Origin of the sequence: Metallumcola ferriviriculae (assembly GCF_035573695.1) — a bacterium.
Lineage (GTDB): Bacteria > Bacillota > JADQBR01 > JADQBR01 > JADQBR01 > Metallumcola > Metallumcola ferriviriculae.
On the sequence record NZ_CP121694.1, the window covers coordinates 1,864,445 to 1,880,265 of the forward strand.

Below are 15,821 nucleotides of genomic sequence, written 5' to 3' on the forward strand. Positions count from 1 at the left end.
TTGACTTATGTTTTTCTTATCGGTATAATAATAGCTAATTTTATAGACAAAAGTGATGAAGGAGACTAGTTGTCAAATACCTCTGTTTGCAGCGAACTCGGAAAGGTGGAAGCCGGGTACATGCATTGGACAATATCACTCCTGAACTAAAACCCCGAAAAGATTTAACAAGTAGGGTTTTTCGGTGTGCGCCGTTAATGCATGGTAAGAGACAGGTTAGCTAATACCTGTAATTAAGGTGGTACCGCGGGTTACCTCTCGTCCTTAAAGGATGAGGGGTTTTATTTATTTAATAAAAAACAAACGAAAGTCTGAAGAGGTGACGAAAAATGGAATACAATGAGACACTAAATTTACCTAAGACCGACTTCCCCATGCGGGCTAAATTACCCCAGCGTGAACCAGAGGTTCTGGCAATGTGGGAAAGGGAAGATATCTACCAGAAGGTGCAGGAGCAATCACAGGGAAAACCCAAATTCATTCTTCATGATGGCCCCCCTTATGCGAACGGCAACATACATTTGGGTCATACGTTAAATAAGGTCCTTAAGGATATGGTGGTAAAGTACCGTTCTATGGCCGGTTATGATGCACCATATGTTCCGGGATGGGATACCCACGGCCTGCCAATTGAGCAGCAGGCGATTAAGAACTTAGGGTTAGATAGGGACAAGACCAGCATTGTAGAGTTTAGGAATGAGTGCACGGAATATGCATTGAAATTTGTTGAAATTCAAAAAGAACAATTTAAGCGCTTAGGAATACGTGGTGACTGGGACAGGCCTTACATTACTTTAGCTCCGGAATTTGAAGCGGCCCAAATTGGTGTTTTTGGCGAGATGGCCAAAAAAGGATTTATTTATAAAGGGTTAAAACCGGTTTACTGGTGCGCAGATTGCCAGACTGCACTAGCAGAGGCAGAAATTGACTATCAAGACAAAAAATCTCCGTCTATTTTTGTTAAGTTTGCGGTTAAGGACGGACTAGACGTTCTCCCTGAAGATAATACTTTTGTAGTTATCTGGACGACCACGCCCTGGACTATCCCTGCTAATTTGGCGATAGCTGTTCAACCACAGTTTGAATATGTGTTGTTGGAAACACCCCAAGGAAAGCTTTTGGTAGCCAAGGAATTGTCTCAGCAGGTGATGGAACAGTGCGGCATTGAAGATTATTCTGTTGTAGGCAATTTCCAGGGGTCTGATCTGGAACGAATCGTATGTCGACATCCCCTCTTTGAACGGGATTCCTTGGTTATTCTCGGTGACCATGTTACCCTTGAACAAGGGACCGGCTGCGTACACACTGCTCCCGGCCATGGTCTTGAGGATTATGAAGTAGGTAAAGCATATAACCTGCAAATATTATCTCCAATTGATGATAATGGCCGATTTACCGATGAAGTCGGACAATTCAGCGGACTTAAATATGATGAAGGCAATAAGGCTGTTACTGAAGCGTTGGATCAGGCAGGAGCTTTATTAAACCTGTCTTTTATCAAGCACCAATATCCCCATTGTTGGCGCTGCAAACATCCGGTCATATTTCGGGCAACCGAACAGTGGTTTGCCTCAATTGACGGTTTTCGTCAAAATGCGTTAGATGAAATTGACCAGGTACAATGGATACCTGCATGGGGTAAAGACCGTATTCATAATATGGTTGCAGAACGCGGTGATTGGTGTATTTCTCGTCAACGCACTTGGGGCGTGCCCATTCCTATTTTCTATTGTGATAAATGTAATAAGGAAATTATCAATGATGAGACCATCAATCATGTTCAGGATTTGTTCCGCGAACACGGTTCTAATATTTGGTTTGCCAAGGAAGCCAACGAATTGGTACCCGAAGGGTTAAAGTGTGATAAATGCGGCCACGGCGAATTCCATAAGGAAACAGACATTATGGACGTATGGTTTGATTCTGGTTCCAGCCATGCAGCGGTACTAGAGCAGCGTCCTGAGTTGGCATGGCCGGCTGACCTTTATCTAGAAGGAAGTGACCAACATCGGGGCTGGTTTAACTCTTCCTTATCAACAGCAGTAGCCACTCGGGGTAAGGCGCCATATAAGGCAGTTTTAACCCATGGTTTTTTGGTGGATGAGAAGGGTAGAAAAATGTCTAAATCGCTGGGGAATGGTATTGACCCCATGGAAGTAAGCGACAAAATGGGCGCCGACATCTTGAGGCTTTGGGTAAGTTCTGCTGATTACAAGCGGGATGTGGCTGCATCACCCAATATCATGAAGCAGATGACAGAAGCATACCGCAAAATCAGAAATACCTCCCGATTTATCATAAGTAATCTTTATGACTTCGACCCGAGTAAAGATATGGTATCCGATGATAAACTGTCGGAGTTGGACCGTTGGGCACTGATGCGTCTTAACAAGCTGGTAGCTAAAGTAACTAATGCTTATGAAACTTATGAGTTTCATGTGGTTTATCATGCCGTGCACAATTTTTGTGTGGTGGATATGAGTTCATTTTACCTCGATATTATCAAAGATAGGTTATATTGTTCAGAACCGGACAGTGATATGCGAAGAGCGATACAAACCACTATTTACAAAATTATTGATACTTTGGTACGTCTTCTGGCACCGGTGTTGGCTTTTACCAGTGAGGAAATCTGGCAGCATCTGCCAAAAGAAGAAGATTTGTTTAGTGTTCAACTGGCAGCATGGCCCCAAGTCGAAGAAAAGTATTTTGACGTCCAATTGGAAGAAAAATGGGCTAAGATTATCAGTATTAGGGAAGAAGTTGCCAAGGTATTGGAAAAAGCCCGGCAACAGAAAGTTATTGGCCATTCGTTGAATGCGCAGGTAAATCTTTATGCCGGCGGCAAATTATACGAATTCCTGGAGCCGCTCCGTGATCGGCTTTCCGAAATTTTTATTGTCTCCGATGTAAGGCTCTTACAACTGGATAAGGCACCGGCTGATGCAGTTACCAGCCAGGAAGTTCCTGATTTAACTATTCAGGCAGGACAGGCGCCGGGCGAAAAGTGCGAACGTTGTTGGCAGTTCAGTGATTATGTGGGTCAGGACCCCGACCACACGACTGTTTGCAAACGCTGCGCTACGGTTGTAAAAAATTTATAAGGGAACTTCGGCAAAACTTTAGCAACTCCGTCCTCTTTTGGATGGAGTTTTTTTTGTGTACCTTTATGCATAAAATATAAAAAAGATTAGGTTGAGTTGTTGTCCAAAAAATTGTTTAAAATATGGCTTTACAGGCAAAATAATAAAAAATCCAGTTTTGTATAAGTTACTATCAAGGTAGGGGATGATGCTAAGTGACTAAATTAAAAAGAACCCCACTTTATCAAAGACATATGGCATTAGGCGCAAAGATGGTGCCCTTTGGCGGATGGGAAATGCCGGTGCAGTACAGTGGCATTATTGAGGAACATCGCCAAGTAAGGGAAAACGCCGGGCTTTTTGACGTATCCCATATGGGGGAAATAGTTGTTGAAGGCCAGACTGCTCTGGACACAGTGCAGCAAATTATTACCAACAATGCCGAAAGACTATCGCCGGGAGAAATACTTTATTCACCTATGTGTCAGGAGGATGGAGGCATTATCGATGATTTGTTGGTATATCGTCTGGAGCCTGATAAATTTTTATTAGTAGTCAATGCAGGCAATAAGGATAAAGATTATCAATGGATAAAAGATAATGCAGTGATTGACACTAACGTGATAGAGCGGTCTGATACATATGCTTTATTGGCTTTGCAAGGTCCTAAAGCAGTGGAAGTAATGGAGCAGGTTAGCGGTGACACTGCAGTACGATTAAAACCATTTACATTCGCTAGGATGAGTATCAAGAGTGTTGATTGCCTTGTTTCAAGAACCGGCTATACCGGTGAGGATGGTTTTGAAATTTACTGTCCTCCCGATGGGAGTGGCGAGTTATGGGACGAAATTTTAAGGAGCGATATGGTAAAACCATGTGGTCTTGGGGCCAGGGATACGCTGCGTCTGGAAGCATCCTTGCCGCTTTATGGACATGAGTTAACTGAAAAGACTACACCTCTTGAAGCACGACTAAAATGGACAGTCAGCTGGGATAAGCAATTTATTGGCAAGGAAATCTTGGAGAAACAACGGCGGAATGGATTGGAACGAAAATTGGTGGGTTTGATGATGGAAGAGAGGGGAATACCACGAGAGGGGTATGAAATTCTAGTCGGTGAAGAAAGAGTTGGAGAAGTTACATCCGGTTCTTTAGCCCCTTACCTGGATAAATACGTAGCCATGGGCTATGTAGACAAAAGCAATGCAGTTGAGGGTCGCCCGCTGGCAGTCAGCATCCGCGGTCGTCAAAAGAAGGCCATTCTGGTGAAATTACCATTTTATAAAAGGGAGGAATAAAAAAATGTATCCTCAAGAGTTAAAGTATTCAAAGGAACATGAATGGGCTAAAATCGAGGATAACCAAGTAACGTTAGGGATAACATATTTTGCTCAGCACCAGTTAGGGGATGTGGTGTTTGTGGAACTGCCTATGGAAGGAGACAGCTTTAAGAAGGGGGAAGGATTCGGCGTGGTGGAATCTGTCAAAGCGGTCTCTGACTTGTATGCGCCGGTTAGCGGCGAAGTGGTGAAGGTTAATGAGAAGCTGTTGGAGGCTCCGGAGTTGGTTAATGAAGACCCCTACGGTGATGGGTGGATGATAGTACTTAAGGTTAATGATACTGGTGAATTAGATGCTATGATGGATGCAGCCGCTTATGAGACATTTGTCAAGGAGGAGGAATAAATGCACTTTCTCCCGCATACTGATGCCGACCGCAGTGAAATGTTTGCGGCGTTGGGTATAGAAGATTGGGATGGACTTTTTCAGGACATACCGGCAGCTTTACGTATCAAGGGCAAATTAAATCTTCCTGGTCCGATGTGGGAGGGTGAACTAAAAGCACATTTAGTATCACTGGCTGAAATGAACCAGACGATAGAGCAGTACACATCATTTCTTGGCGGGGGTACATATCGCCACGCTATTCCGTCGGTCGTTCCCGCACTACTGCAGCGTTCAGAATTTTACACGGCATATACGCCTTATCAACCAGAAATAAGTCAGGGTACGCTCCAGGCCATCTTTGAGTTTCAGACCATGATATGTCAATTGACTGGTCTGGATGCTGCTAATGCGTCTATGTATGATGGCGCCACTGCTTTGGCTGAAGCAGTAATAATGTCCCTGCAGGTTAATCGTGCTAAACGAATTCTAGTGTCCGGGGCCTTACATCCCGAATATCGGCAGGTGCTGGATACCTATTTACAGGGTCTTGGTGTCAAGGTGGAGGAAGTACCCCTTTTTGACGGCCGAACACAACCAGAAAAGTTACAGGAAATGTTGGATGATGATGTGGCAGCGGTGGTTGTGCAAAACCCTAACTTTTTTGGTACCGTGGAATCCGGTGGAGAGATCGGTAAAATTGTCAAGAACAGCAAAGCTCTGCTAATTGTAGCGGTTACTGACCCATCATCTCTTGCACTGTTATCAGCGCCGGGAGACTATGGGGCCGATATTGTGGTTGGTGAAGGCCAGGCATTTGGCAACCCTTTAAATTTCGGCGGCCCTTTACTAGGTTTTTTTGCTGTTGGTAATAAATTTATCCGGCGCATGCCCGGTAGAATTGTCGGCCAAACCGAAGATGAAAGTGGTAAACGCGGATTCGTACTAACCCTTCAGGCGCGGGAGCAGCATATAAGAAGAGAAAAAGCATCATCGAATATTTGTACCAACGAGGCATCTTGTGCGCTTGCTGCTACGATTTATTTAAGCTATATGGGCAAGCACGGAATGGCAGGGTTAGCCCGACTACTTTATCAAAGGGCGCATTATTTCCAGACAAAGATTACCCAAATTAACGGTGTAGAAGCAGCATTTAACAGTCCTTATTACCGGGAATTTGTGGTTAAGGTTCCCGATTTGGAGGATGTTCTTGACAGATTGGCACACCAGGGAGTGTTAGCTGGAATCAATCTAGAAAAGTTCCATTCTCCATTAAAAGACCATTTGTTGGTTTGTGTTGATGAGTTGACGACTCCTGAGCAGTTGGACCAGGCAATATCACGATGGGAGGGTCTAGCATGACAGAACCGGTAATTTTTGAACTCAGTCGCCCGGAGCGGAAGGCTTATTCATTGCCGGATGTTGGTGTGCCCGATCAAGCGGTACAGCTACCGGATGGGATGCTGCGGGAAAGTGCGGCGGTGTTACCGGAAATTAGTAAGCAGGAGCTTGTGAGGCACTTTAACCACTTGTCCCGGTTGAATTACGGTGTAGATACCGGATTCTATCCGCTGGGTTCCTGTACTATGAAATATAATCCCAAGGTTAACGAATGGGGTGCTGCTTTGTCCGGTTTCACACAAGTGCATCCGTATCAGCGAGAAGAAGACTGTCAGGGAGCTTTAGCACTGCTTCATTTCATGGAAAATTATTTGGCCGAGATTGGTGGAATGGATAGAGTGACGCTGCAGCCGGCCGCAGGTGCCCAAGGTGAACTCACCGGTATGAAGATTATCAGTGCTTACCACCATCACCGGGGTGAAGGAAAGCGCCGACAGGTGATTGTACCGGATTCCGCTCATGGTACAAACCCGGCTACTGCAGCAATGTGCGGCTTTACAACGGTGGAAGTGGCTTCAAATGATCGGGGTGAAGTGGACTTGCATGGATTGGAAAAACTTTTGAGCGACGAAACAGCGGCATTAATGTTAACTAACCCCAATACATTAGGATTGTTTGAAACCCAAATTGAAAAAATTTCTGAGATGGTTCATGATGCCGGCGGCCTCTTATATTATGACGGTGCTAATATGAATGCAATTATGGGCATCTGTAAACCCGGGGATATGGGTTTCGATGTAGTCCATTTTAATCTGCATAAGACTTTTAGTGCTCCTCACGGCGGCGGCGGTCCGGGTTCTGGCCCGGTGGGTGTAAAACATTTTTTAGCTCCATTTTTGCCAGTTCCTACCGTAGAATATGAAGAAGAAGGCAGTACTTTTTATTGGGACTATGCCCGGGATTTAAGTATTGGCAAAATAAAATCATTCTATGGAAACTTCAATGTAATTGTTAAAGCATACACATATATTCGAGCGCTGGGTGCCGATGGTCTGACAGATGTGAGCAGACACGCAGTACTAAATGCAAACTATTTAAAACAATTACTGCATGAACGATATGGGATTCCCTTCGACCGGGTATGTAAGCACGAGTTTATCATGCAGCCTAAACAAAAAGATGTGCATACTTTGGACATTGCCAAGCGATTAATAGATTACGGTTATCATCCGCCAACAATCTATTTTCCGTTGGTCGTCTCAGAAGCGATGATGGTTGAACCCACTGAAACCGAAAGCAAAGAAACATTGGAAAAGTTTGCTGAAGTAATGAAACTAATCATTACAGAAGCAGTTAAAGATCCCAAGCTTTTAACTGAAGCACCCCATCACGCACCAGTTGGTCGTTTGGACGAAGTAGCCGCAGCGCGCAAACCGAAATTAAAATGGCTGTAAGTATAAATTCTAGTCCTACAGGAGGAATAGTTATGCCCGAATTAGGCCCTCAGCATATGGAAAGTATCGGAACTAAAGAACATCATTTTGTTGATTTACCGATTCCGGTAGGAGTTTCCAATCGCCATATACATTTAACAAAAGAAGATTTGGAAATGTTGTTTGGCGTAGGCTATGGGTTAAATAAATTAAAAGAACTTGGGCAGCCAGGGGAATATGCTTCTAAAGAGGTGCTAACGGTGGTTGGGCCTAGAGGAGTTATTGAGGGAGTACGCATTCTTGGCCCACCGCGGAAATTTACCCAAATAGAGATATCAATGACTGATGCCTACCGCTTGGGGTTAAAACCACCAGTGAGGGATTCGGGACATGTGCAAGGTACTCCTGGTGTCGCAGTGGTTGGACCACAGGGTGTTGTGGCTTTGGATCAAGGAGTAATTTTGGCTGCCCGCCATATCCACATGCACCCAGATGATGCAGCAGAAATTGGGGTTAAGGACCAAAGCAAAGTCAAGGTACATGTTCCGGGTGAAAGGGCACAGGTAATGGAAAATGTACTGGTAAGGGTCAGTCAAGAATACAAGTTAGAGATGCATGTAGATACAGATGAGGCTAACGCCGCTCTACTTCAAACGGGCAATGAGGTCAAGATAATTCATTAGTACATTTTAAGTATGTTTAAATTCCATAATATTGTTGCTGTAAGAGCTCATAAACCTTGTGAGCTCATTTATTTTAGCCAAATGTTGATTCTACGGTATAAAGGATATTGAGGATAGGGTAGGAGCAAAATATTTTTACTAACAAATTGTTTGATTAATCCGAATTTAATTTCCAGGCAGGATTTACTGACTTCTTTACGAATACTACTACAAATATTTAGCTTCATAAGCACCTGCGCAAAGGAGAGATAGCTATGGGTAAAGATAATAGAATTATTGTGACTGTAGTCGGGACAGATAGAACCGGTATCATAGCCGGAGTAACCACTGTACTGGCCGAGGCAAATGCAAATATTCTAGATATTAGCCAAACGGTTCTGCAGGAATTTCTAACGATGATACTAGTAGTGGACCTTGATAACTGCAATCTTGATTTCGAGGAACTTAAGCAAAAACTCACTGAAGTCGGTGACCGTATCGGAGTTCAGATTACAGCCCAGCATGAATCGGTATTTAAATATATGCATCGGATTTAGGAGGAGAATGTATGCCAATTACTATTCATCCCAATGAAATATTGGAAACTATTCGTATGGTTCAGGCGGAAAATCTAGATATTCGTACCATTACTATGGGAATCAGTTTGCGCAATTGTGCCGCGGAAAGCGGAAAAAGAGTGGCTGATAAGGTCTATGAGAGGATTGTTTCAAAGGCCGAAAGGCTGGTTGCGGTCGGGGAGGAAATTCAACAGCAGTTTGGTGTTCCCATTATAAATAAGCGCATTTCGGTCACACCAGTATCTCTGGTTGGCGGGATAAATACCCATAAGGATTTCCTGTTGGTTGCTCGTGCCATGGATAAAGCAGCGGCGGAAGTTGGGGTCAATTTTATTGGCGGTTTTTCTGCACTGGTACATAAGGGGGCTACTCCTGAAGAAGAAGTTCTAATGCGGTCTATCCCTGAAGCATTAGCGGAAACAGAGAGGGTATGTTCTTCGGTAAACATCGCAAGCACCAAGGCAGGAATTAATATGGATGCGGTAGCCTTCATGGGTAAAGTCATTAAGGATGCGGCTTATATGACCCGGGACAGAGACAGCATCGGCTGTGCCAAGTTGGTGGTATTTTGCAATGTCCCTGAAGATAATCCTTTTATGGCTGGTGCCTTTCACGGGGTGGGTGAACCGGATGTAGTCATAAATGTAGGCGTAAGCGGCCCGGGGGTGGTACTGCGGGCGGTGGAAAAATTACCGAATGTGGATTTTGGCACGTTAGCGGAAACTGTTAAAAAGACTGCTTTCAAAATAACCAGAATGGGTGAACTGGTAGGGAGAACAGCTTCGGAAAAACTAAATGTTCCCTTCGGCATTGTAGACTTATCCCTGGCACCCACCCCGGCACCGGGAGATAGCGTGGCACAAATATTAGAAGCATTTGGCCTGGAACGGTGCGGTACCCATGGCACTACGGCAGCATTGGCTATGCTGAACGATGCTGTAAAAAAAGGCGGTTCAATGGCTTCGTCTTATGTAGGTGGGTTGAGTGGGGCTTTTATTCCGGTTAGTGAGGATGCAGGAATGATCCGGTCTGTGGAAGATGGTGCTTTGAGTATCGATAAGCTTGAAGCGATGACCTGCGTCTGCTCGGTAGGTTTGGATATGATTGCGGTTCCCGGCGATACTCCCGTGGAGACCCTAAGTGCAATCATAGCCGACGAAGCGGCCATTGGGATGATAAATGGCAAAACCACAGCGGTAAGGGTAATACCTGCTTGGGGTAAAACCACCGGTGACCATGTTAATTTTGGTGGCCTTCTGGGCAGTGCGCCGGTAATGAAACTAAATCAATACGGGAGCACCGCTTTTGTTAAGCGTGGCGGCCGAATTCCGGCGCCGATTCAAGCTTTAACTAATTAAAAACGGCATCAAGCGGCCAGACGGTGAATAGCACTTCAGATGGAAGTGCTATTTTACTAATAACTTGACAAAATGGTGCCTGGCACCATTTTGTCAAGTTATTGATAAGCCCCAAAAATTTGGGCAGATTAAATAATGCCATGGGAGGAAGAAAAAATGTCCGAAAAAGACGAATTGCTTGCTGAGCAGCTTGAAAAACTGGTATTGTATTTCGAAAAGATGCGTTTGGCTCAATATGTGGAGCTGCTGCAAAATCCATGGCGGCTAGCTTATGTGAATTTCTTGGCGGGCTTGGCTAGAGGATTGGGATATGGTTTGGGTATTACGGTATTACTTGGTCTGGTAGTCTTCCTTCTTAGGCAGGTAGTAATGTTGAATCTGCCCATTATCAGTGATTTTATTGCCCAAATTGTTCGGATGGTTATCCAACGTTATTAAACGAAATCTAATCATTTTCATTATTCAGCATGGTATCTAAGGTATCATCCGCCTTTTCGTAAGAGAAAACTATAGTGGTTTCATCCTCAGTTAAATCCCGGTCAAAATCGCCGCAATGTGTATCAACACCCCGCTGGGTGATGGTGATTTCATCAAGTTCACAGATTCCGTCATCATTGTGAGTACAGTTGTACGCCTCACAGTTTACTACTTCCATAACGTTCAACCCCTTTTAAAGGTAAGTAATTTACTAAACAAATACATAATGGTATGATAGTGGAGGCACTTACATCATATTTATTCCCCTACTGGAGGTAAAAAATGCAACTTCTTGTAATTGTACTGCTAGTGTTGGCGTTGGATCAGGGAACCAAATATTTGGTTGTATCTATCTTTACGCAAGGCCAGTCCATCCCCCTGATAACGAATATATTTCACCTTACATATGTTAAAAACCCTGGAGCAGCTTTTGGTTTATTGGCTCATAAAACATCATTTTTCATCGGCATTACAGTATTGGTAACCTTAGTAATTCTTTTTATTTATCGGAAAGTTTCACCGGAGCAAAAGCTGCTGCGTTACGGCTTGGCCCTGCAGCTGGGCGGGGCATTAGGTAATTTGATTGACCGGGTGCGCACAGGATTGGTAGTTGATTTTTTCGATTTTAGGATATGGCCGGTATTTAATTTTGCCGATGTGGCCATTGTGGTGGGAGTAGCGCTTTTAGCATTCGAACTGCTAATAGATTCTGAGGATGGAAAGGAAGTTTAGTGTGACGGAGCATCTGGAAAGATTTACGGTCAGGGATAAAAACGTTGGTGAAAGGTTAGATGTATTTTTAAATGCTCGTGTCGACGCGTTATCGCGTAGTCGTGTTCAGGGGCTGATTAAGGAAGGGTCCGTCAAGGTTAACGGCAGCGTCAGCAAAGCAAACTACCGTTTACAGGCGGATGATGAAATTCAATTAATGGTCCCGCCGCCAACAATGTTATCTGTAAAGCCGGAAAATATCCCACTTGATATTGTCTATGAAGACCAGCACCTGCTGGTGGTGAATAAACCTCAAGGCATGGTAGTGCATCCCGCCGCCGGAAATTTCAGTGGTACTATGGTAAACGCACTATTATATCATTGTCAGGACCTTTCAGGAATAAATGGTGTACTTCGGCCGGGGATAGTACACCGCATTGATAAGGATACGTCTGGGTTGTTGCTGGTGGCTAAGAATGATACTGCTCATCGAGGCTTGGCGGCTCAAATTAAAGAACATACTGTCAAAAGGGCATACTTGGCATTGCTTCATGGCAATATGCCCGAACCTAGAGGAATAGTAAAAGCAGCCATTGGCAGGGACCCTGGCCATCGAAAACGTATGGCGGTTGTGGCTGCAGGGAAAAGTGCCGTTACTCATTATCAGGTAATAGAACGGTTTAGTCAATTTACATTGGTTGAGGCTCGGTTAGAGACAGGACGTACTCACCAAATACGGGTACACATGGCGTACCTCAACCATCCTGTGGTAGGTGACCCAAAGTACGGTCCGCAGCGCAACCCTTTTGGCTTAAAAGGGCAGGCTCTCCATGCAGTATTGTTGGGCTTTGAACATCCGGTTACCAAGAATTATTTAGAATTTAAAGCGCCTTTACCAAACTATTTCGAGGAAATTCTTCACCAATTATGAAGAGATAAAGGAGAAGTTGAAGATGTCTGTAAAAGACGGCCAAATTAAGTGGAAAAAATTATGCCGCGTAGCCGACATCATGGAGAGGGAAATCATCCTTGGTATACTACGCAGCGAAGGAATTAAATTCAGACAGCAGGGAGAGGCACTGGGACAGGTCTACGGCTTAAACGCCGGTCCTTTGGCTCAGGTCACGGTATTTGTACCGGAGGATCGCTGGGAGGAAGCCAGGGAGATCCTCAACTCCGCGCTAGAACTTAACGAGGGGGAATAATGTTTTGGAAATTCAGGTAGGCGTTTCAGCAAGACACATCCATTTGAGTGAGGAACATTTGCAAAAACTATTTGGAGCAGGTTATCAATTAACCCCTGAGCGTTATTTATCTATAGCGACCCAATATATTTCTAAAGAAAGGCTGACTGTACGCGGCCCCAAGGGTGAATTAAGCAAAGTTGCCATCATTGGTCCGGCTCGCCCTAAAACTCAAGTCGAGATATCGAAAACTGATGGCTTTACTATTGGAATCAATGTACCAGTACGCCTATCCGGTGATCTTGAGGGTTCGGAAAGCGTAACCCTAGTTGGCCCTGCCGGGGAATTGCTAATTTCCGAAGGGCTAATAGTTGCTATGCGCCACATACATATGACCGTTGATGATGCTGAAGAATTTGGTTTTCAGCATAAGGATTTTGCCATGGTTGTAGTAAAAGGTGCTCGAAGCTTGGTTTTTGATTTTGTGGTGGTAAGAGTGGCCGCAGAGAATACACATACGGAAATACATCTTGATACCGACGAAGCAAATACTTCTAATCTTCGTACCGGCGACGGTGCTGAATTACTTCATGTTAATGATAAAAAACTACGTTTAGAACAAATTATTAATATGTTTGACGAAAGACAGTTAAGAATATTAGAGCAATCGGTAGACGAAATTCTAGTAGATGAAAAAAAACGTCTAGCCATGATGGAAGATATACTGTCCAATTTGCGCAGGAAGTAGTCGGATAGCATAAGTAATTGGAGTGATAATTATGAGTAATAACGATTACATTATTCGGGCTACTGCAGCAGGGCAAGTAAGAGCCTTTGCCGCAGTAACCACAGACACCGTACAGGAAGCCCAGCGGCGGCACGAAACATTGCCCACCGCTACGGCAGCCATGGGCAGAGTAATTACTGCGGCGGTAATGATGGGTAACACCCTAAAAGGTCATGAGACAGTAACCTTACGTGTCTTGGGGGACGGTCCGCTTGGAGCAGTGGTGGCCGTAGCCGATGCCCAAGGAGCCGTGCGCGGTTATGTCCAACAGCCACAGGTTCACTTACCCATTCGTCAGCCGGACCATAAATTGGATGTTGGTAGAGCAGTGGGACCAAATGGCATGCTCCATGTGACGAAGAATCTTGCTATGAGAGAACCTTATACGGGCAGTGTACCGCTGGTAAGCGGTGAAATCGGTGAGGATTTGGCTAAGTACTATCTTGATTCAGAACAAACCCCATCGGCGGTATCTTTGGGAGTTCTGGTGGATACCGATAATACCGTTAGGGCCGCGGGTGGTTATATTGTCCAGCTTTTGCCCGATGCCGCTGAAGGAGTGGTAGCCAAGTTAGAACAAAACATAGATAACATGGGGGCAGTCAGCAGGTCCATTGACGGGGGCATGAGTGCGGTAGAAATGCTGGAAAAAGTATTGGCCGGGTTCGACCTAAAGATAAATGAACCGCAGCCGGTGGAATTTGCCTGTGCATGCTCAAAAGGAAAGCTGGAAGGCATTCTAATATCACTAGGCGCAAGTGAAATAGAAGAGATGATTAAAGAAGAAAAGGGTGCTGAAGTTCGCTGTCATTTTTGTAACGAACAATATTACTTCACAGATAGGGAATTAGAAAGCCTACTGCAGCAATCTAGAGAAGAATAAGACTCTACTGTTTATTATCTTTATGCGCTTCCATGCGTAAACGAGTATACATGCCGCTGACGGAGAATAGGATTACTACGACAAAATCACCGCTTAACTGTATTGTGGAAGGAATGGGTGCGCCCAAACCGATGCTCAATAAGTAGGTGACCAGGTTAAAGGATAGGGTAGCTGCCAAAACCGTGGCAATCAGATGTTGGCGGCTTTTTAGTATTGTTGTAATGACCCAACCGCCAATGAAAAAAGTTAAAAAATTCATTAAAAGATTGGCTGCCACGCCTTGAGCACCGCCAACCAGATAAATACTGACGGCAAAAAGGCCAAATAATAATGCTTGAATTACTAAGAATTGACTTACCGGCATGGTAAAACTCCTTTCGTATCAAACTAACAATTATTGTAGCGCATCGGCTGACCGTTGTCCAACGGGAATATTGCCAACCTGCATTTGGTAGGATATAATACTTGGCGTACGACATTAGGAAAGGGTGACAAAGAATGGCTTTATCTTGTGGACTGATTGGTATGCCTGCGGTGGGTAAGTCTACTTTTTTCAAACTACTTACCGGGGCTGACATTAGCATAGGCACCTATGCCGACCATGCCAATATTAAAATCGCTAATATTCCTGATAAAAGGATAGATTGGCTGACCAAACTCTTTGAGCCAAAGAAAACTACTTTTGCTCAATTGGAGATTATAGATATTCCCGGTCTCCAAGGGTCGGGTAATAGCAGAGAATTTTTATCCCGGGTAGATCAGGTCGATGCCTTGGTTCATGTGGTACGCGCTTTTCGTGAAGACCAGGTCTTTCATATTGACGGTAGTGTCAACCCTATGCGAGATTTGGATACCGTGAATTCGGAGCTTTTATTGGCCGACCTGCAGTTAGTAGAGACCAGGATAGAGCGTATCAATGCTGCAAAAAAACGTACTGCCGAACAGGAAAAAGAATTAAAAGTAATGGAAAGACTTCAGGAAACTCTGGAAAATGAGCAGCGGGTGGCCACTGTGGAATTGAACGCAGATGAACAGGAACTGCTGCAGCATGTGCATTTTCTTACTGATAAACCAATGATAGTAGTGATTAATTTAGACGAGGAGCAGCTGTCTCAGGGTTATGCTAAGGAAACAGAAATAAAAAAATACTGTGGTGACATGGGACTGCGAGTGTTAGAAATATGTGCGAAAGTAGAAATGGAAATCAACGAACTGCCTGCAGAAGAGAGAGTCGAATTCTTGCAGGATATGGGAATTGAAGAGACGGGCATTGTCCGGTTGGCAGAGGTTATTTATGATACGTTAGGTTTAATTTCTTTTCTTACCGTTGGTACGGATGAAGTAAGGGCATGGCCCATTGATAAAGGATTAACAGCCAGACAGGCTGCCGGGAAAATTCATTCAGACATTGCTCGGGGATTTATCCGAGCTGAGGTGGTTAGTTTTCAGGATTTCCATCAAGCGGGATCTATGGATGCAGTAAAGGAAAAAGGTCAATTCCGATTGGAAGATAAAGATTATATTGTTCATGACGGTGATATTGTTAGCTTTAGATTCAATATTTAGCCGGCCCATACAATTGAAAATTTCGTTGACTTAACCCTGAACGATGTCGGGGTTATTTTTTTATAAGCAGCTGCACGTTTGACAGAACGATTA

17 protein-coding genes and 1 other annotated feature are annotated in these 15,821 nt (G+C 44.3%); of the genes, 15 read left to right on the plus strand and 2 right to left on the minus strand.

Translation table 11 applies throughout. The features are described from left to right. The first annotated feature begins 46 nt into the window (after window positions 1–46). Window positions 47–269 (plus strand) — a binding site (T-box leader). Window positions 270–329: 60 nt separating this feature from the next. From ileS to MFMK1_RS09410, 9 genes are all read left to right on the plus strand, one after another. Next, window positions 330–3,104: an isoleucine--tRNA ligase gene (gene ileS / locus MFMK1_RS09370; RefSeq protein ID WP_366921451.1), complete on the plus strand. Its 2,775-nt coding sequence runs from the start codon at window positions 330–332 to the stop codon at window positions 3,102–3,104. A 194-nt stretch (window positions 3,105–3,298) separates the two neighbouring features. Further along, window positions 3,299–4,381: a glycine cleavage system aminomethyltransferase GcvT gene (gene gcvT / locus MFMK1_RS09375; protein ID WP_366921452.1), complete on the plus strand. Its 1,083-nt coding sequence runs from the start codon at window positions 3,299–3,301 to the stop codon at window positions 4,379–4,381. Between the two features lie 4 nt (window positions 4,382–4,385). Beyond that, window positions 4,386–4,769: a glycine cleavage system protein GcvH gene (gene gcvH, locus MFMK1_RS09380; protein WP_366921453.1), complete on the plus strand. Its 384-nt coding sequence runs from the start codon at window positions 4,386–4,388 to the stop codon at window positions 4,767–4,769. Further along, window positions 4,770–6,110, plus strand: a complete 1,341-nt coding sequence (gene gcvPA, locus MFMK1_RS09385) for an aminomethyl-transferring glycine dehydrogenase subunit GcvPA (RefSeq protein ID WP_366921454.1) — start codon at window positions 4,770–4,772, stop codon at window positions 6,108–6,110. Beyond that, window positions 6,107–7,543 (plus strand): aminomethyl-transferring glycine dehydrogenase subunit GcvPB, encoded by a 1,437-nt coding sequence (gene gcvPB / locus MFMK1_RS09390; protein ID WP_366921455.1) that lies wholly within the window; start codon window positions 6,107–6,109, stop codon window positions 7,541–7,543. Before gcvPA ends, gcvPB begins: the two co-directional genes overlap by 4 nt. Window positions 7,544–7,599: 56 nt before the next feature. Continuing rightward, window positions 7,600–8,205 carry a phosphate propanoyltransferase gene (gene pduL / locus MFMK1_RS09395; protein ID WP_366924912.1) on the plus strand — a complete coding sequence of 202 codons (606 nt, stop codon included), beginning with the start codon at window positions 7,600–7,602 and terminating at the stop codon, window positions 8,203–8,205. 254 nt (window positions 8,206–8,459) lie between these two features. After that, a complete protein-coding gene (locus MFMK1_RS09400) occupies window positions 8,460–8,741 on the plus strand; it encodes an ACT domain-containing protein (RefSeq protein ID WP_366921456.1) in 282 nt (93 codons plus the stop codon). Between the two features lie 11 nt (window positions 8,742–8,752). Beyond that, window positions 8,753–10,120: a PFL family protein gene (locus MFMK1_RS09405; RefSeq protein ID WP_366921457.1), complete on the plus strand. Its 1,368-nt coding sequence runs from the start codon at window positions 8,753–8,755 to the stop codon at window positions 10,118–10,120. A 156-nt stretch (window positions 10,121–10,276) separates the two neighbouring features. Beyond that, complete coding sequence (locus MFMK1_RS09410; RefSeq protein WP_366921458.1) at window positions 10,277–10,558, plus strand: DUF5665 domain-containing protein; 282 nt, start codon at window positions 10,277–10,279, stop codon at window positions 10,556–10,558. A gap of 7 nt (window positions 10,559–10,565) precedes the next feature. Here the strand turns inward: MFMK1_RS09410 and MFMK1_RS09415 are convergent, their stop codons facing one another. Beyond that, complete coding sequence (locus tag MFMK1_RS09415) at window positions 10,566–10,775, minus strand: DUF1540 domain-containing protein (protein ID WP_366921459.1); 210 nt, start codon at window positions 10,773–10,775, stop codon at window positions 10,566–10,568. A gap of 104 nt (window positions 10,776–10,879) precedes the next feature. On the opposite strand from MFMK1_RS09415, the gene lspA reads away from it, so the two are divergent. The 5 genes from lspA to hslO are packed head-to-tail and all read left to right on the plus strand — an operon-like array spanning window position 10,880 to window position 14,162. Further along, on the plus strand, window positions 10,880–11,329 hold the full coding sequence (lspA, locus tag MFMK1_RS09420; protein ID WP_366921460.1) for a signal peptidase II: 450 nt from the start codon (window positions 10,880–10,882) through the stop codon (window positions 11,327–11,329). 1 nt (window position 11,330) lies between these two features. Continuing rightward, the gene (locus tag MFMK1_RS09425; RefSeq protein ID WP_366921461.1) at window positions 11,331–12,239 is read left to right on the plus strand and encodes an RluA family pseudouridine synthase; all 909 of its coding nucleotides are present in this window, start codon (window positions 11,331–11,333) and stop codon (window positions 12,237–12,239) included. 22 nt (window positions 12,240–12,261) lie between these two features. Beyond that, window positions 12,262–12,513: a putative signal transducing protein gene (locus MFMK1_RS09430; RefSeq protein WP_366921462.1), complete on the plus strand. Its 252-nt coding sequence runs from the start codon at window positions 12,262–12,264 to the stop codon at window positions 12,511–12,513. A gap of 4 nt (window positions 12,514–12,517) precedes the next feature. Then, entirely contained in the window at window positions 12,518–13,240 is a 723-nt protein-coding gene (gene pduL / locus MFMK1_RS09435) for a phosphate propanoyltransferase (protein ID WP_366921463.1), read from the plus strand. A gap of 31 nt (window positions 13,241–13,271) precedes the next feature. Continuing rightward, the gene (gene hslO, locus MFMK1_RS09440; protein ID WP_366921464.1) at window positions 13,272–14,162 is read left to right on the plus strand and encodes an Hsp33 family molecular chaperone HslO; all 891 of its coding nucleotides are present in this window, start codon (window positions 13,272–13,274) and stop codon (window positions 14,160–14,162) included. Window positions 14,163–14,166: 4 nt separating this feature from the next. Here the strand turns inward: hslO and MFMK1_RS09445 are convergent, their stop codons facing one another. After that, the gene (locus MFMK1_RS09445) at window positions 14,167–14,526 is read right to left on the minus strand and encodes a hypothetical protein (RefSeq protein ID WP_366921465.1); all 360 of its coding nucleotides are present in this window, start codon (window positions 14,524–14,526) and stop codon (window positions 14,167–14,169) included. A 134-nt stretch (window positions 14,527–14,660) separates the two neighbouring features. On the opposite strand from MFMK1_RS09445, the gene ychF reads away from it, so the two are divergent. Then, the gene (gene ychF / locus MFMK1_RS09450) at window positions 14,661–15,728 is read left to right on the plus strand and encodes a redox-regulated ATPase YchF (RefSeq protein ID WP_366921466.1); all 1,068 of its coding nucleotides are present in this window, start codon (window positions 14,661–14,663) and stop codon (window positions 15,726–15,728) included. Window positions 15,729–15,821: the final 93 nt, after the last annotated feature.